Source organism: Mesorhizobium sp. M0715, assembly GCF_040320355.1.
GTDB lineage: Bacteria > Pseudomonadota > Alphaproteobacteria > Rhizobiales > Rhizobiaceae > Mesorhizobium.
In genome coordinates this window covers 269,272-285,289 of record NZ_JAMYPL010000007.1, presented here as the reverse complement: position 1 = coordinate 285,289, position 16,018 = coordinate 269,272, and the positions used below count along the sequence as shown (strand labels likewise).

Genomic DNA, 16,018 nt, shown 5'->3' with positions numbered 1-16,018 from the left:
CGCCGGGCCGCCTCCCTCGCGCCCGGGTGCGCGCTCCCTCCTCCGCCCCCACACCACTCCGCCCGCTTTGCCCGGCTCCGCCGCGCCGGCCGCCTGCATCCTGGGGCGGGGCGCCCCCCCCCCCCCACGGTTCATAGGCCAGCCTACATGCCGAGCGAAGCTTTGTAGAGCTTGATCTGGTTGTCGCGGCCGATCTGGTCGGTCAGCTTCTCCCAGGCCGCCGCAATGGCGTCGGCGCCTTCCTGCGCCTTCATCTTGCCGGCGAAAGTGTTGGCCAGGATGTCCTCGGCGGCGCTGTAGTACTGGAAGATGCCGGGGATGCGTGGCTCGATCGCTGCGTTCGGATGGTTGTAGCTGTCGGATTCCGACTTGAGGTAGGAGGTGATGAAGGCCTCGTCGTAGCCGGCCGCCACCCATTCGGGAATGTCGAAATGCGAGTTGCGGTAAGGCTGGAAGCCCGATGGATACATCGCCGTCCAGATCGACAGGTCCTTGCCGCCGAGATGAGCGGCGGCGGACCATGCCGCCTTCTTCTTCTTTTCGTCGGCATCGACGCGGGCCATGACATAGACGCCCCAGCCGAGATAGGCGCAGTTGGGCGCATAGTTCGGGCCGCTGGCGAGCTTGTCCCAGGCTCCGGTCTTCGAATTGTAGACATCGTCCGAGCCGGGCAGGATCGAGAAGCCGGTGACGTCACCGACGACGGAGGAGTCATTGGTCTTGACGTTGGAGCCGACATCGCCCCACCAGGTGACCATCGAGCCGGTGCCGGCCAGGAACTGCTGGAAGGCGGTCGTGTTCGGATCGGCGTTGATCTGGTCGGCGGGTTCGGACGGCAGCGCGTCGATGACGTCCTGGATGGCGCGCACCCAGGCCGGATTGTTGACGCGCGGCTTCATCGTGTCGGCGTCGAACAGCCAGGCCTTGTCGTCGGGGTGCTTGGCATAAGCGGTGGCGCGGCTGCCAAGGAAATAGAAGCCGAAGCCGCCCCAGGGCTTTGGCGCGTCGAGATAGCCGTAGACGTCCTGGTCCTTGAGCTTCTTGCCCTTGAGGAACTTGGTCGCCGCCTGAACCTGCTGCCAGGTCTTCGGTACGCCCCATTCACCTTCGCCGCCGCCGTCCTTCCAAGCCTTGGCGAGGTCGGCATCGGCGAACACGTCGGTGCGGTAGTTGAAATTGTGAGCGTCGCCGTCGACGGTCACGCGGTATTGCTTGCCGTCCCAGGTGCCGACCGGCGGCTTCAGATAGCTGACCAGATCGTCGAAATCGATCTGGGTCTTGACCCAGTCGGGCATTTCCGAGGTCAGGCCCTTGCCGCAGACATCGCCTTCGAACGGCGCGCCCATTTCGATGATGTCGAAATCGACGGTGCCGGTCGCGATCGACTGCTGCAGGCGGGCGTTGTAATCGGCCTGCGCCAGGTCGATCCAGTTGATCTTGGCGCCGGTGTAGGTCTCCCATGGCTTCAGGAAGCCGCGGAACAGCACATTGTGCAGGTTCTGGTTGTTGAGACCCATGAAGGTCAGCTCGACGCCGGCGAATTCGCCTTCCTTGACATTGGCCTTGGTCGCCTCGAGGCAGAGTTCACCGACCTTCTGGAAATCGGCGTCCGTCGGCTGGCCTTTGCCGACGCCGGGGATCTGCAGGATTTTTGTGCGCAATTCGCTTGCCGCGGAGGCCGGGCGCGTCAAGGCGCCAAGTCCGGCGCCGGATGCGGCTGCGATCGCGGCCATGCTGGCCGCACCCTTCAATATGTCGCGCCTTGTGGCGCTGGCTCGAACCAGTTTGTCGTAAAGACCCGTTCTCATCGCCTATTCCTCCCAGAACATAAGTGTGAATAAATCGGCCAACTGTCAGACGCCGGAGCGCCAACGATGCTCCCGGTTCGGAAACGAATTAGGCAGGACCCCACCCTGCGTCGATTGAAATTCCCTGCGGATCGGGTACCAACATTTTGACCAGCGCCTGCCACTATTCTCACAACCAAACGCCGTGTCAACGAGAACGGGTTTTTATCTATAAGGGACCGACTTGCCCTGACAGGTCGCGTTGGTTAGCTTCGGCGCCTACGGCTAATGGAGCCGATGGGGGAGATATGGCGCAAGTCGCGATCAGCAAGGTGGCCAAGGCCTTTGGAACGGTCAAGGTTCTGCACGAAGTCAGCGTCGATATCGCAGACGGACAGTTCGTGGTGCTGGTTGGCCCTTCCGGTTGCGGCAAGTCCACTTTGCTCAGGATGGTGGCCGGGCTGGAGACCGTCTCCGCCGGCACGATCGCCATCGGCGACCGCGTCGTCAATCATCTGCCGCCGGCCAAGCGCGACATCGCCATGGTGTTCCAGAACTACGCGCTCTATCCGCACAAGACGGTCGAGCAGAACATGGCCTTTGCGCTCAAGCTCAGGAAAACCGATCCGGCCGTGGTCGCCGAGCGGGTCAAGCGCGCCGCCGACATCCTCGACCTCAATCCCTATCTGAAGCGCTATCCCCGCCAGCTTTCCGGCGGCCAGCGCCAGCGCGTGGCCATGGGCCGCGCCATCGTGCGCAATCCGCAGGTCTTCCTGTTCGACGAGCCGCTGTCCAATCTCGACGCCAAGCTGCGTGTGCAGATGCGCACCGAGATCAAGGAACTGCACCAGCGGCTGAAGACCACCACAATCTACGTCACCCACGACCAGATCGAAGCCATGACCATGGCCGACAAGATCGTCGTCATGCGCGACGGCCGCATCGAGCAGGTCGGCGCGCCGCTCGAACTGTTCGACAGACCGGCCAACCTGTTTGTTGCCGGCTTCATCGGTTCGCCTTCGATGAATCTGCTCAAAGGAGTGATGCGCAAGGGCGACAAGCCTGGTGTCGACATCGCTGGCACGCTGTTCCCGATTGCACCAGGCAATGCCGCGCAGGACGGCCAGGCGGTCGTCTATGGCGTGCGCCCGGAGCACCTCGAGATCCATCCCGACGGCGTGCCGGCGAAGATTTCGGTGGTCGAGCCGACCGGCTCGGAGACGCTGGTGTTCCTGCGCTTCGGCGAAGGCGAGATGGTGGCGCTGTTTCGCGAGCGCCACGACTTCAAGCCGGGCGACACGCTCAAGCTGAAGCCAAGGCTCGACCAGATCCACCTTTTCGACGCAGAGACCGGCAAGCGTCTCTGATCCCAACTCACGAGGAATACCATGCTCAAAGGCATCAACCCGCTGCTCAATGCCGACGTGCTGCAGGCATTGCGGGCAATGGGGCATGGCGATGATCTGATCATCGCCGACACCAATTTTCCGTCCGATTCGGTGGCGCGCCAGACGGCGCTCGGCCGCGTGTTGCGCATCGATGCGTCGGCGGCGCAAGTGGTCAAGGCGGTGCTGTCGCTCTACCCGCTCGACACATTCGTCGACGACTCCGCCGCACGCATGGAGATTGTCGGCAAGCCCGACGAGATTCCGCCCGTGCAAAGCGAAGCGCAAAAGGAAGTCGACAAGGCCGAGGGAAAGTCGTGGCCGATGATCGCGGTCGAGCGCTACGCCTTCTACGAGCGCGCCAAACAGGCCTATTGCGTCATCCAGACCGGCGAACGCCGCTTCTACGGCTGCTTCGCCTTCCGCAAGGGCGTCGTACCGCCGGATGCGGAGTAGCGGCATGGCTTCGGGCAAGCCGGTCGTCATGAAGCCTGTGGTCATATTGGGCGTCTTCGTCGCCGACACCGCCTACAGGGCGCAGCGGCAGCCGCGCATGGGCGAAACCATCCTCGGCACATCCTTCACGCTGGGTCCGGGCGGCAAGGGTTCGAACCAGGCGGTGGCCGCCGGCAAGCTCGGCGCCGACATCACCTTCCTCACCCGCCTCGGCGTAGACCCCTTCGCCGACATGGCCAGGCAGACCTGGGCGCAGGCGGGCGTCAGGAATGCCGTCATCGACACGCCGGAAAGCCACACCGGCGCGGCCTACATCTTCGTCGAGGAGACGACCGGCAACAACGCCATCATCGTCAGCCCCGGTGCCGCCATGCTGATCTCACCAGCCGACATCGAAGCCAATGCCGGGCTGATCAGCGGTGCCGGCGTCTTCGTCACCCAGCTCGAACAGCCGATCGAAGCAGCCATGCGGGCGCTGGAGATCGCGCGTGGGGCAGGGGTGACGACGATCCTCAATCCGGCCCCCGCGGCAAAGCTTCCCGACCGCATCTACACGCTCTGCGACTATCTCACACCCAACGAGACCGAGACGGAGGAACTGACCGGGATGAAGGTGTCCTCGGTCGACGAGGCGCGGCGTGCTGCCGATAAGCTGCTTGAAAGGGGCGTCGGCACGGTCATCGTCACGCTCGGCGACAAGGGCGCGCTTCTGCACTCGAAGACCCGCTCCGACCATGTTCCCGCCGTCAGTGCCGGGCCGGTGGCCGAAACCACGGGGGCAGGCGATGCCTTCAATGGCGGGCTTGCCGCAGCACTTTCGAGGGGCGTGGAGCCGCTGCAAGCGGTGCGCTTCGCCTGCGCCGTCGCTGGCATTTCGGTGACCCGGCCAGGGACCGCGCCGTCCATGCCGACGCTGCAGGAGGTCGAGGCGCTGCTGGCGAGGGGATGAGATCGGCTTGGCTGACTGGCGGCTGACGCTGCCTCCGGCCCGTTTTTAAGCCTATGATTTTTTCGAACGCAAGCTTGTGGAGATCTTGCGCAGCGGGCCTGTGAAGCGCCAGCTTCTGGACTGATGCAAGGCCGCGACTTGCATCTGGCACGCTTGCAACCTTTGTTCGATCTCGTCCTTCTCGTTCCTGGCATCCGAAGCGGGGCTCTGCAGCCCGACGCTGCTTTGGTGAGCCGCCTCGAGCTCACTGCGCAACCTTGAGATTTCAGAATGCAACGTCGCCTTCTCGGATTCAGCACTTGCAAGCATAGGGCGCATCACCTGGATATCCTCCCAGGCAAGCCGTGCCACCAGATCGCCGACTGCACGGCGCATCTGCTCGCTCCAGGCCGCGGGATCAACGCGCATGAGGCGCGAGTACTCGGATTGTTCCTTGCTGGCGTTCGGTATCCAGACGCGCAAGGCCGAAGGCCACCAGCCGGCTCTGTCGGCTATATCAAGCAGTGTGGCGAGTTGGGATACTGCGGAGTGCCGTGATTTTTTCCATGCGGCGCTGAAATGCAGGACGGTTGGAACGCGGCAATAGGTGAAGGGGTTTCGCGGATTCTCGCGCATGATTCGCCGCCACAATTGCCAGTCCCCGGCCGATGCGACGTCTTCGGGCCAGACATCTCGCGACGGCAGGCAATCGGCCCGATACAGGAAGCAACTGGCGGGTATCGTGTTGCCGACCTCAGTGAACACCCTGAACTCGTCGGCCAGGTCCAGATTGGTCAGGAAGGGGGCCGCGATGCCATCAGTGGAAACCCACAGCGCCTGACTGTACGCGATGGCAGCTCCAGTTTTGAGGCCATCCGCCAGGATCTCAAAATGATCCGGAAACAGGAGGTCGTCATCGGCGGCAAAGCCAATCAGCTCGCCGCGTGCCTCACGCAGCACGATGTTGCGGTTCGCGTAGCCGAAGTTCGGCGCCTTGGGGAGATCGAAGAAACGAATGCGGCTGTCATGGGAGGCTTCGACCACCTCGGCCGTGCCGGCCGCGCAGCCGTCGCCGACGACCAGCAGTTCAAAATCCTCGACGGTCTGGTCCAGCACCGATTGGATAGCCACACCGATGACATCCACGCGCGAGTGCGTCGGCATGAGGATGGAAAAGCGGGGCTTGCTCACCATCCCTTGGCGCTGCCGAAATCATGGGGGATGAGATCGGTATCGATCGGCAGGCGGTACTTATCGGGATTTGCGTGATCATATTGTATCGTCGGGAAATTGATGGCAACCAAGTCGGATGTTCCGATGTTTCTGTCGGCATGCCAGACAAATTTCGGAATGTTGACCAGGCGTGGACGATTGCCGGAGAGGTAAACCTTCGAAACCTTGCCATATGTGCTGGATTCGGGGCGGGGGTCATAAAGGACCAGTTCCAGCTCGCCGCTGATCACAAAATAGCGGTCCTCGTGCAGCTTGTGCAGGCCCCACCCCTTCACCACGCCAGGGCGAATTGTGAATATGTAGGAAAAGACCAGCGGGTCGGCATGCCAACCCCAGCGCGGGTCATAGATCTCGGTGACGCTGCCGCGGTCGTCATTGTGCCGGATGCTGTCGAAAAAGGACATGCCGTCCACAAGCGGCGTAGTGCTTTGCCGTTGCTCGTCCAGAGTCCGTTGATCCTGCTTGGCGGCGGCAAGTGTTGTCTCCAGAAGATTCAGGCTGGGGTGATCGCTCATGTACAAAGCCTCCGCTTTTGACCGTCTTAGGCCGACCTTCTCTCACAGTTTTCGATGGATGTCCTGATGGGGCTAGCAGGTTCTTGCAGCCATGATGACCTTTTCGGCCGCGGGTGGAGCTTTGATGGGAGCGGAGGCAGGTGCGCATCGGGGGGCGCCACCGACAAGCAACCAAAGCGTGACGTCGTCAATGCCGACGTTGCAGAGCCGGTTCTTGCGTCCATGCTTGGGAGATTCAACTCAGATACGAGACAATCCGAGTTGCCTCATCCAAGAAGATTTTTGACAATCAATGTCTACATTTCTCTGAAGCCAAGGGCTTGATACCCTTGAGAGAAATGGCGCGAGTGACGGGGCTCGAACCCGCGACCTCCGGCGTGACAGGCCGGCACTCTAACCAACTGAGCTACACCCGCGCATGGCGAACACGTTTCAGCCGTGTTCGTCGTTGGGGCGCTGGATAAGGGGTTCGCCACCGGGTGTCAAGCGTGACAGGACAGCATAACAGCAAACAGGAGAAGGTTTTTTGACAGCCGGCGTTTTGTTGGCAAAACCGGCATCCAACCAGGGCGTCCTGCATTCATTTGGCCTTGCGAAGCGGACCCTGACCGCTTAAAGGTCCGGCCCGGAGCGGGCGATTAGCTCAGTTGGTAGAGCGCTTCGTTTACACCGAAGATGTCGGCGGTTCGAGCCCGTCATCGCCCACCATTCCATAGTCCATTCAAACTGTTGCCAGACACGGAACCGAGTCGTCTGGTTCGTGCTGCACTCAAGGCGGCAACAGCCGGAAATCATTGCCCTCGGGCAGCAGCTGTCCGCCATCGACAACAATGGTCGTGCCGGTGATGTAGCTGGCATCGTCGGAGGCGAGGAACAGGAAGGCGTTGGCGACGTCGCGCGGGCTGCCGAGGCGGCCGAGCGGAATGGAGTCCTCCATGTTCTTGATGTAAGCCGCGCCGCGATGCAGCTTGATGGCTTCGGTCAGGATGTTGCCGGGCTCGACGCCGTTGACGGTGATGCCGTAGCCGGAGAATTCCAGTGCCGCGGCGCGGATGAAGCCGTTGATGCCGGCCTTGCTGGCCGAATAGTGGCCATGGCCCGGGCTGGTGACATGCGGGCCGGTAATGGACGAGGTGTAGAGCATGCGGCCGAAGCCTTGCGCCTTCATCGGCACCAGGGCCGCGCGGCTGGCATTGAAGGTGCCGCGCAGATTGACCGCCATGACGCGGTCCCAGTCGTCGGCGCTGGTGTTCTCGATCAGCTGCCAGGGATAGATGCCGGCATTCTGCACGATGACGTCGAGGCGGCCATGGAGTTTGAGCGCCAGCGCCACGGCGGCCTCGGCGTCGCTCATTTGCGAGATGTCGGTGCGGATGAAGGGGACGCCCAACTCGCCAGCGGTGGCTTGCCCGGCATCGACCTCGGTGTCGGCGAGCACCAGCCGCGCTCCCTCTTCGGCAAAGCGGAGCGCAATGCCCTTGCCGATGCCGCGGGCGGCGCCAACGATGAGCGCCACCTTGTCCTTTAGCCGTCCTGTCATGCGAGCCGTCCTGTCATGCGAGTCTTTGGCGAATGGTTTGCTTGAAGGCGTCGAGCAGCACCGCGGCCAGCACCAGCAGGCCATGAATCACCTGGGTGAAATTGGCCGGCAGGCCCATCAAATTGATCGCCGTGTTGATGGCCGAGAGCAAAAGCACGCCGGCATAGACGCCAGGCAAGGTGCCGACGCCGCCTTTGAGGCTGACGCCGCCGATGACGACGGCGGCGAAGGCGTTGAACAAAAGGCCGACGCCGAGATTGGCGGTGGCGCCCGAGGTGCGGATGGCCAGCAGCCAGCCGGCGAGGCCGGCAATGGCGCCGGCTAGCACGAAGGCGATGATGAGATTGCGGTTCACCCGGATGCCGGCACGAAAAGTTGCCGTCTCGTTGCCACCGATCATGACGAGATGCCGGCCGAACGGCGTCTTGGCCATAATCAGAGAAAAGACGACGAAGCAAGAGACCGCGATCCAGGCGGTGAGCGGCAAGCCGACAAGGCGCTGGATGCCGAACCAACGGATGGCCGGCGCCAGGTCCTGCGCCGAGCGGCCACCCGACACGACCAGCACGAGGCCGCGCACCCAGATGTAGGACGCCAGCGTGATGATGAAGGCGCTCATCTTCACCTTGACCACCAGATAGCCGTTGAAGGCGCCGATGAGGCCGCCGACGGCCAGCGCCAGCAGCAGCGAAACCGGAACCATCAGCCATTCGGGATGCAGCTGCACGCCCATGCCTATACCTGACGAGCAGAACAGGATGCCGACCGCCATGGCGCTGAGCGCTGCGACGGATTCGACCGACAGATCCATGTGGCCGGCGATGATCACCAGCGCCAGGCCGATCGACATGACGCCGAGCACGCTGGAAGCCTCGATGATGTTGGCGAAAATGCCGAGCTGAAAGTAGTTCGGGACAAAGATGGAGAAGACCACCAGCACGAACAGCAGCATGAACCAGACGAGGTTGTCGAGTACGAACTCCAGGGCTTTGCGTGTGCGCGGGTTCATGGGCTGATCCGGTTGGCGCCCCCGCGAAATCAAAATCGATTTCGTCGGATTCAGGCGCGGATTCAAATTCGCCACGGCATCCTTTCGGACGCGGCGTTGTGAAAGGGCAGGCTCCGGGCTGCTATGGCCCGGAGCGCTTTCAATGACTATTCGACCGACTTGACGGTGTCCGTCGGTGGCTTCTGGTTGCCCCAGAAGGCCGGATTGTCGACGTTTTCCTTGGTGATGGCGGCACCGGGGATCTTGATGTTCGGACCCCAGGCTTCCGTGGTCACGGTCGATTTCAGGCCGAGCACGTCGTATTCGCCGGGCTTGATCTCCTGCTTCTTGACGATCTTGTCCATGAACATGGCGACAGCCGCGGCCTGCGCGTAGAGCGGCTGCTCGATTTCGGCGTTGAGCCAGCCCTTGCGGATCAGGTCGAGGCCGACCGGAGCGCCGTTCGAGCTCATCAGCATGACGTCGCCCGGCTTCTTCCCGGCTGCCTCGAGCGAGGCGACGGCGGCGACCGAAAGGTGCGCGGCATGGCTGAAGATCAGGTCGATGTCGGGATTCGCCAGCATCTGGTCGGCAACGATTGTGCCGGCATTGCTGGCTTCCCATTGCATGGCCGGAAGCGAGATGATCTTGACGTCCGGAAACGCCTTCATCTTCTCCTCGAAGCCCTTCTGGATGTCGAGCGTATAGGGATCGCCGGGATCGCCGAGCACCTGCAGCACCTTGCCCTTCACCGAACCGTGCTTTGCCTTCAGCAGCTTCTCGGCCTGGTCGGCGGCGACGTAGCCGATCTCGACCGTTCCGGCGACAGAGGTGAAGTCGGATGGCGTCGAGGTGATCTGGCGGTCGAACTCGACCACCGGGATGCCGGCGGCGCGGGCCGCCTCGATCGACGGTTTCAGTGCATTGAAGTCGACTGCCGCCAGGATGATGGCCGCCGGCTTCAGCGCGATGACATCGTTCATCTGCGATTGCTGGGCGTCGGTCTTGTTGTCGGCGTTCAGCGTCTTCATCTCGTAGCCGGTCTGCTTCAGGAACAGTTCCAGCGCGCTCACCGAGCCGGTCTGGAACTCGTCCAGCAGGGTCGGCACCATATAGTAGACGATACCCTTGGACTGGGCGAATGCCGGCGTGAGCGTGGCAAAGGCCAGTGCCAGGATACCGAAGACAGCAAGAAGTATTCGCTTCATGTCGTTCGCTCCTCTTAAGCCGGACCCCTCTTTTGTCCCTCAGCCCGTCGGTCCGGCACCGGCAAGCGTCTCACCGGTGATCATGTTGATCACCGCATCGGGACTTGTTTTGTTGCGCGCGACATCGCCGGCCACGACGCCTTGCCGGATCACCACGATCCGGTCGGCGACCTGGAAGGCCTGCTGCATGATATGGGTGATGATGACGACGCCGATGCCCTGGTTCGCCACCTGGCGGATCATGTCGAGGCCGCGCCGCGTCTGTTCGACACCGAGCGCTGCGAACGGTTCGTCTAGCAGCACCAGCTTGCCGCCCCAATGCACGAACCGGTTGAGCTCGATGGCTTGCCGCTGGCCGCCCGAGAGATGCTCGACATTGGCCCGCAGCGAGGGGATGCGGGTGCCGGCACTGGCCAGCGCCTTTCCGACGACGGCCTCCATGGCGCGCTCGTCGAGCACGGGAATGCCGAAAACCTTCCTGGTGATTTCGCGGCCCATGAAGAAATTGGCCACCACGTCGACATTGGTGCACAGCGACAGGTCCTGGTAGACGGTCTCGATGCCGGCTGCCTTGGCCTCTGCGGGCGACCGGGCAAGGAACTCCTTGCCCTCGAACAGCATTCGGCCGGAGGTCGGCTCCAGTCCGCCGGCGATAATCTTGACCAGCGTCGATTTGCCGGCGCCGTTGTCGCCCAGCAGCGCCACGACCTCGCCCTTGCCGATCGAGAAGCTGATGCCCTTGAGCGCTTCGATCGCGCCATAGTTCTTGGTGACGTTGTCGAGCACCAGCAGGGGTTCACTCATGCCGCAATCTCCCTGCCTTTGAGAAGGTCGCGCTCGCGTTCGCGTTCGGCCGCGAACATCTGCCCGAAGCGGGGTGACAGCACCCCGGAAACCGCAAGGGCGGCGGCGCCGCGCAGCACGGAATGCTGCCCGCCGCGTGCGACCACAACCCTGGGCGTGGTGCGGTCCTTGCGGGCCGAGACGGAGTTGTGCAGGCCTCCGGCCGAACCAGCCAGCATTTCGAGCAGGTCGGTGGACGCCAGCCCGCCGAGGATGACCGTCTCCGGGTCGAACAGGTTCTCGATGACGGCGACGGCGTTGTGAAAGATCGGCGCGACTTCGGCGACCCAATCCGCCTCGCTGCCGTTCCAGCGCCGGAGCGCTTCGAGCGACAAATATCTTTCGAGACAGCCGCTGTTGCCGCACGGGCAAGCCTGGCCGCCCGGAATGACGGGAATGTGCCCGATCTCGCCGGCATTTCCCCAGGCGCCGCGCAAGGCGCTGCCGTCATGAATCATGACACCGCCAAGGCCGACGCCGAAATAGAGATAGTAATATTCGGAAAACTGGGCGCCGAGGCCGTAGAGCCGCTCGCCCATGGCGGCCGCGGCCATATCGGTTTCAAAGAAGGCCGGCAATCCGGTGGAGGCCGCCAGCCGTTCGCGCAGCGCTACATCCTTCCAGCCGGTCATGGTGGTCGGCCCGACGAAACTCATGGACTCCACGTCGAATGGGCCGGGCAGGGCCATGCCGACGCCCAGCACTCGTCCGCCAGCCCGTAGTCTGGTCAATTCCACCACCATCGCCCCGATCAGCTCGAAGGCGTGGTCCGGCGTCGCATTCGGCGCCTCGCGGTAGATGCTCTCGATCACGTCGCCGCTCAGATTGATCAAGGCGGCGCTGATACCAAGCGGAGTGATGTGGATGCCGACGGCATAGCCGCCATCGGGGTTGATCCGGAGCGTTGCCGGCGGCAGACCGCGCCCCTTCGGCTCTTCGCGCAGCGACAGGATGTAGCCCTGATCTTCCAGCTCACGAACGATGGTCGACACCGTCTGGACGGTGAGGCCGACGCGCCGGGCGATCTCGCCGCGGGCGATCGGCCCATGCAGGCGGATGGACTCAAGCACGATGCGCCGGTTGTACGGCCGCCCGAACTCCTGATTGGTCCCCCGCAGTGCCATGCCTTGCGCCCCTTAGGAGAGAGTAGTTTCGCATTGCTTATTTATTCAGTCAAATGGAATTCAAAAATAAATTCTCGGCGAAAGCTTTCCAGGAGGAAGGCCGTGGAGGGCGTATTCGGTCCAGGACCTGCCCACGCGTCGTCCTGGCCGATTGCCGCCATGGTGAAACCTCTTCAATGGTGAGCGAACCCCGCGACCGTTGATCTGACAAAGCATGGAGCAAAGATGATCGAATTGCCGTTTGCCCGCGACGAGTACCAACAGCGGCTTCGCAAGATCCGCACCGAGATGGCGAAGCGCGATCTCGAGCTCCTTGTCGTCAACGACGTTGCCAACCAGCATTACATCACCGGCTACGATGGCTGGTCGTTTTATACGCCGCAGGTGGTGCTGGTTCCAATCGAGGATGTCGAGCCGGTCTGGATCGGGCGCGCCATGGATGCGGCAGGCGGTCTTCTGACCGCCTGGATGAAACCGGAAAACGTGGTCGGCTTTCCGGAAGATCATGTTCAGCGCGTCGATCGCCATCCCATGGACTGGATCGCGAACTGGATCGTCGCCAGGGGCTGGGGTGTCAGACATATCGGCATCGAACTCGAAGCCTATTATTTCTCCCCCAAGGCGCACGCCCGGCTTGTCGCCGGACTTCCCAACGCAAAATGGCACGATGCCGACCTGCTGGTGAACTGGATCCGCGCGGTCAAATCGGCGCCCGAGATCGCGTATTTGCGCAAGGCATCGACCCTGGCCGAAGCGGCCGTCACGCGGGCTTTCGAGGTGATTGCGCCGGGTGTTCGCGAATGCGATGCCATCGCCGCCATCCAGGCGGCGCAGATTGCGGGCAGCCCGGATTTTGCCGGCGACATCACCGCGCTTCCACCGACAATCCTCGGTGGCGAGAATGCCTCGGCGCCGCACATCATGTGGAGCGACCGGCGGTTCGGAGAAAACGAGACGATTGCGCTGGAACTTGCCGGGGTCTGCCGCCGCTATGCCGCAGGCCTCGCCAGGACCATGCAGCTTGGCAAGACGCCGACTAATGTTTCCGACACGGCAAAAGCGGTGATCGAGGGCATGGACGCGGTGCTCGACGCGGTCAGGCCGGGAACGTCAGCCGAAGCCGTCGAAGCCGCCTGGCGCAAGGTCATCCAGCGCCATGGACTGAAGAAGGAATCGCGCATCGGCTACTCCATCGGCGTCGCCTATCCGCCGGATTGGGGCGAACACACGATCAGCCTCAGGCCGGGCGACAAGACGGTGCTTGTATCAGGCAACGTCGTGCATTCCATCCTCGGCATGTGGATGGACGGCTGGGGCATCGAGATCAGCGAGACCATCCTGGTCACCGAAACCGGCCACGAGACCCTGACGAAGTTCCCGCGAGAGATCCATGTCAAATCCTGAGGGTTCGGCCACGGCGGGTGGTGTTGCGAAAACCGTGACGACCGATATCGCCGCCGGAATTCTCGACCGGATGATCGAGGTCCGCCGCCATCTGCACCGCAATCCCGAGCTCTCGAACCAAGAGGCCGGCACGCAGCGTTATCTCAGGCAGATGCTGGTGGATCAGGGAATTGCCGACATTCGCGACATCGCCGGCTTCGGCCTGGCCGTCGACATTATCGGCACCGGCAAGCCGTCAAATCGAAAGGTCGCCATTCGCGCCGACATCGATGCCTTGCCGATCGAGGAGGAGTCCGGCGTCGATTATGCATCGACGAATCCAGGCGTGATGCATGCCTGCGGTCACGACGCCCATGCATCGATGGCCTTTGCGGTCGCCGCGCATCTTCACCAGTCGCGGGAGAGTTTTGGCGGTACCGTTCGCCTGATCTTCCAGCCGGCGGATGAGGACGAACCGTCGGGCGGCAGGCGGGTGGTGGAAGAGGGGCTTCTCGACGATATCGACGCCGCCATCTGCGTCCACGTCGATCCGTACACACCGACCGGCAAGATCGCCGTCGGCTCCGGTCCCTACACTCTGGCCTGCGACACGTTCGATGTGGCCGTCATCGGCTCGGCGTCGCACGCGGCAAAACCGCATGAGGGTGTCGATGCGTTGGCCGTGGCTTGCTCCCTGGTGAGCGAATTGCAGAAGATCGTTTCGCGCGAGATCGACCCCTACGATCCGCTGGTGATCTCCGTGACGGCCATCAACGGCGGCAACGCCTACAATGTCACCGCCGGCAAGGTCACGTTGAAAGGCACCATCCGAAGCGGCAGCGACGCCACCCGCGAGCGGGCCTGGCGCCGCCTTCGTACGATAGCCGATGGGGTAGCGACAAGCCACGGCGCGCGTGTCGAGGTCGACATCCACAAGGGCGAACCGGGTGTCGTCAACGATGTCGAGATGACTGAACTGATTGCCGCCAGCGCCAAGGCCTGCATCGGTGCCGACAACATCCTCAACACGCCCGGATGGACGATCGCGGACGACTTTGGCTACTACAGCGAGAAACGTCCTTCGGTCTATTTTCGGCTGGGAATCCGAAACGAGGCGATCGGATCGGTCTTTCCGCTCCATCACGCCCGGTTTCGTGTCGACGAGGCCGCGTTGAAGGTCGGCGCGGCCACCCTGGTTTCGGCAGCGACGGCGTTTCTGTCGGCGGGAGCGCCTTAGTCAGCCATCATGATGATCATCGGCGCATGGGGCAGGAGCCCAGGATCGCTTACAGATACTGGGCGACCTTCTTGCCGACCGTGAGGAAGCGCAAGGGATCGATCGCTTCGCCATTGTGGCGGACTTCGTAGTGCAGATGCGGGCCGGTTGAGCGGCCGCTGCTGCCGGTCTTGCCGATGACGGCGCCGGCATCCAGTTTCTCGCCCACGGTGACGTCGATTTCACTGAGATGCCCGTAGCGTGTCGCAAAGCCATTGCCGTGGTCGACTTCCACCATGCGGCCATAGCCGCCGTTCCAGCCGGCCTTGGTGACGGTGCCGGGCGCGGTGACCTTGGCGGCCATGCCGATCGGCGCCCTGAAATCCATGCCGGAATGCAGTGCCGCGGTGCCGAGGATCGGGTCGGTGCGCACGCCGAACGGGCTGGTGACGGAGTGGCCCGGTGCGGGGTTGGTCAGCGGCAGCTGGCGCGCTTCCTTCTTGAGATGGTCGAGCGCGTCAAGCGCTTCGTCCAACTCCTTGACCTTGCTGTCGAACATCATCGAACTGTCGACCGGGATGAGCGGTCCGCCGACATCGCTGTCGCCCTTGCCGAAGTCGCTGTCGACGGGCAGTCCGGCCGCCTCGAGCGCCTGGGTGATGGCATCGGCGCTCTTGTAGGCATTGTCGGCAAGCGTGCTTATGCGGGTCAGTTGATCGCTCTCGATGGATCTCAGCGATTGGTTGATCGAGACGAAGAGCTTGTCGGCACGATCGGCGGCTGAATCGTTGGGCAGCGGATCGGAGCGGGTCGACCACAGCGAGAACGGCCTTGTGTCGCCGGCCCCGGGATCGGCGCTCAGGCTGGCGACCGCATAATTGCGCGCGGGCTCCTTGATGCTGCCGGTCACTTCGGCGCGTTTGTCCGGCTTCGCAACCGCTGCCGGATATTCGGCCGGCGCTGCGCCGACTTCGCTCTCGGCGCGTTCGAGCAGCGGGCCAAGGCGGCCGTGACGCTGGCTCAGCTGGCTCTGCCGTTCAAGCAGTTCGCTGACCTTGGTTTCCATCAGTTGCTGGTCGAGCAACTGCCGGCTGGTGATGCGGTCGACCTGGGCGCGAAGCGCCGAAATGCGATCTTCATATGCTTGCTGCATGCGCGCCTGACGCGCCGTGGTGGCGCCGATCAAATCGTCGCGCAGCACGAGATAGGAGGTGGCCATGAGGTAGCCTATGGCAATGGCGGCCAGCGCCGAGCCGATAAAGGCCGCCAGCCACGGTCGGATCGTAAAATGCCTGATCTCGTTGCCCCGGGCGATGATGACCGTATGGGGCTCCTTACGTCTGCCGAATACTGCGGACTGACCGGTTGCGTTCACGGGACCAAGCTTTCGTTTACGACACCACGACAGCTTG

General features: G+C 62.9%; 14 protein-coding genes and 2 tRNA genes. 6 read left to right on the top strand and 10 right to left on the bottom strand.

Annotated features, from left to right (window positions below; translation table 11 throughout):
• Window positions 1-143 precede the first annotated feature (143 nt).
• Window positions 144-1,808, bottom strand: a complete 1,665-nt coding sequence (locus tag NKI21_RS11975) for an ABC transporter substrate-binding protein (RefSeq protein ID WP_352440121.1) — start codon at window positions 1,806-1,808, stop codon at window positions 144-146.
• Window positions 1,809-2,095: 287 nt separating this feature from the next.
• On the opposite strand from NKI21_RS11975, the gene NKI21_RS11970 reads away from it, so the two are divergent.
• Genes NKI21_RS11970 through rbsK form a run of 3 tightly spaced genes read left to right on the top strand, consistent with a single transcriptional unit; the run spans window position 2,096 to window position 4,577 of the window.
• Entirely contained in the window at window positions 2,096-3,154 is a 1,059-nt protein-coding gene (locus tag NKI21_RS11970; protein ID WP_127288682.1) for an ABC transporter ATP-binding protein, read from the top strand.
• A 21-nt stretch (window positions 3,155-3,175) separates the two neighbouring features.
• Complete coding sequence (locus NKI21_RS11965; RefSeq protein WP_352440122.1) at window positions 3,176-3,628, top strand: RbsD/FucU family protein; 453 nt, start codon at window positions 3,176-3,178, stop codon at window positions 3,626-3,628.
• Window positions 3,629-3,632: 4 nt separating this feature from the next.
• A complete protein-coding gene (gene rbsK, locus NKI21_RS11960) occupies window positions 3,633-4,577 on the top strand; it encodes a ribokinase (protein ID WP_352440123.1) in 945 nt (314 codons plus the stop codon).
• Window positions 4,578-4,628: 51 nt separating this feature from the next.
• On the opposite strand, the gene NKI21_RS11955 is transcribed toward rbsK, so the two are convergent.
• The 3 genes from NKI21_RS11955 to NKI21_RS11945 form a co-directional block, all read right to left on the bottom strand.
• Window positions 4,629-5,750: a glycosyltransferase family 2 protein gene (locus NKI21_RS11955; RefSeq protein ID WP_352440124.1), complete on the bottom strand. Its 1,122-nt coding sequence runs from the start codon at window positions 5,748-5,750 to the stop codon at window positions 4,629-4,631.
• Window positions 5,744-6,304, bottom strand: a complete 561-nt coding sequence (locus NKI21_RS11950; protein WP_352440125.1) for a polysaccharide biosynthesis C-terminal domain-containing protein — start codon at window positions 6,302-6,304, stop codon at window positions 5,744-5,746. Before NKI21_RS11950 ends, NKI21_RS11955 begins: the two co-directional genes overlap by 7 nt.
• 339 nt (window positions 6,305-6,643) lie before the next feature.
• A tRNA-Asp gene (locus NKI21_RS11945) sits at window positions 6,644-6,720 on the bottom strand.
• 216 nt (window positions 6,721-6,936) lie between these two features.
• Between NKI21_RS11945 and NKI21_RS11940 the strand changes: the two genes are divergently transcribed.
• A tRNA-Val gene (locus NKI21_RS11940) sits at window positions 6,937-7,012 on the top strand.
• A 61-nt stretch (window positions 7,013-7,073) separates the two neighbouring features.
• Here NKI21_RS11940 and NKI21_RS11935 read toward each other — a convergent pair.
• The 5 genes from NKI21_RS11935 to NKI21_RS11915 all read right to left on the bottom strand — a co-directional run bounded on the left by NKI21_RS11935 (window position 7,074) and on the right by NKI21_RS11915 (window position 12,007).
• The gene (locus NKI21_RS11935) at window positions 7,074-7,844 is read right to left on the bottom strand and encodes an SDR family oxidoreductase (protein ID WP_352865671.1); all 771 of its coding nucleotides are present in this window, start codon (window positions 7,842-7,844) and stop codon (window positions 7,074-7,076) included.
• Between the two features lie 13 nt (window positions 7,845-7,857).
• Window positions 7,858-8,853, bottom strand: a complete 996-nt coding sequence (locus NKI21_RS11930) for an ABC transporter permease (RefSeq protein ID WP_352440127.1) — start codon at window positions 8,851-8,853, stop codon at window positions 7,858-7,860.
• Between the two features lie 146 nt (window positions 8,854-8,999).
• Window positions 9,000-10,040, bottom strand: coding sequence for a sugar ABC transporter substrate-binding protein (locus NKI21_RS11925; RefSeq protein WP_352440128.1), 1,041 nt, complete (start codon window positions 10,038-10,040; stop codon window positions 9,000-9,002).
• Window positions 10,041-10,079: 39 nt separating this feature from the next.
• Window positions 10,080-10,844, bottom strand: coding sequence for an ATP-binding cassette domain-containing protein (locus NKI21_RS11920; protein WP_352440129.1), 765 nt, complete (start codon window positions 10,842-10,844; stop codon window positions 10,080-10,082).
• A complete protein-coding gene (locus NKI21_RS11915; protein ID WP_352440130.1) occupies window positions 10,841-12,007 on the bottom strand; it encodes an ROK family transcriptional regulator in 1,167 nt (388 codons plus the stop codon). The genes NKI21_RS11920 and NKI21_RS11915 overlap by 4 nt, the downstream gene beginning before the upstream one ends.
• Window positions 12,008-12,232: 225 nt before the next feature.
• Here NKI21_RS11915 and NKI21_RS11910 point away from each other — a divergent pair, with 225 nt between their 5' ends.
• Both NKI21_RS11910 and NKI21_RS11905 read left to right on the top strand, forming a co-directional pair.
• On the top strand, window positions 12,233-13,411 hold the full coding sequence (locus NKI21_RS11910; RefSeq protein ID WP_352440131.1) for a M24 family metallopeptidase: 1,179 nt from the start codon (window positions 12,233-12,235) through the stop codon (window positions 13,409-13,411).
• Window positions 13,398-14,627 (top strand): M20 metallopeptidase family protein, encoded by a 1,230-nt coding sequence (locus NKI21_RS11905; protein ID WP_352865665.1) that lies wholly within the window; start codon window positions 13,398-13,400, stop codon window positions 14,625-14,627. The genes NKI21_RS11910 and NKI21_RS11905 overlap by 14 nt, the downstream gene beginning before the upstream one ends.
• 49 nt (window positions 14,628-14,676) lie before the next feature.
• Here NKI21_RS11905 and NKI21_RS11900 read toward each other — a convergent pair whose 3' ends face one another.
• Complete coding sequence (locus NKI21_RS11900; protein WP_352865662.1) at window positions 14,677-15,981, bottom strand: M23 family metallopeptidase; 1,305 nt, start codon at window positions 15,979-15,981, stop codon at window positions 14,677-14,679.
• Window positions 15,982-16,018: the final 37 nt, after the last annotated feature.

Bases quoted from the DNA above. Each gene is read 5' to 3' on its own strand.
- NKI21_RS11975 (WP_352440121.1), bottom strand. From the start codon at position 1,808: ATGAGAACGGGTCTTTACGACAAACTGGTTCGAGCCAGCGCCACAAGG.
- NKI21_RS11970 (WP_127288682.1), top strand. From the start codon at position 2,096: ATGGCGCAAGTCGCGATCAGCAAGGTGGCCAAGGCCTTTGGAACGGTC.
- NKI21_RS11965 (WP_352440122.1), top strand. From the start codon at position 3,176: ATGCTCAAAGGCATCAACCCGCTGCTCAATGCCGACGTGCTGCAGGCA.
- rbsK (WP_352440123.1), top strand. From the start codon at position 3,633: ATGGCTTCGGGCAAGCCGGTCGTCATGAAGCCTGTGGTCATATTGGGC.
- NKI21_RS11955 (WP_352440124.1), bottom strand. From the start codon at position 5,750: ATGGTGAGCAAGCCCCGCTTTTCCATCCTCATGCCGACGCACTCGCGC.
- NKI21_RS11950 (WP_352440125.1), bottom strand. From the start codon at position 6,304: ATGAGCGATCACCCCAGCCTGAATCTTCTGGAGACAACACTTGCCGCC.
- NKI21_RS11935 (WP_352865671.1), bottom strand. From the start codon at position 7,844: ATGACAGGACGGCTAAAGGACAAGGTGGCGCTCATCGTTGGCGCCGCC.
- NKI21_RS11930 (WP_352440127.1), bottom strand. From the start codon at position 8,853: ATGAACCCGCGCACACGCAAAGCCCTGGAGTTCGTACTCGACAACCTC.
- NKI21_RS11925 (WP_352440128.1), bottom strand. From the start codon at position 10,040: ATGAAGCGAATACTTCTTGCTGTCTTCGGTATCCTGGCACTGGCCTTT.
- NKI21_RS11920 (WP_352440129.1), bottom strand. From the start codon at position 10,844: ATGAGTGAACCCCTGCTGGTGCTCGACAACGTCACCAAGAACTATGGC.
- NKI21_RS11915 (WP_352440130.1), bottom strand. From the start codon at position 12,007: ATGGCACTGCGGGGGACCAATCAGGAGTTCGGGCGGCCGTACAACCGG.
- NKI21_RS11910 (WP_352440131.1), top strand. From the start codon at position 12,233: ATGATCGAATTGCCGTTTGCCCGCGACGAGTACCAACAGCGGCTTCGC.
- NKI21_RS11905 (WP_352865665.1), top strand. From the start codon at position 13,398: ATGTCAAATCCTGAGGGTTCGGCCACGGCGGGTGGTGTTGCGAAAACC.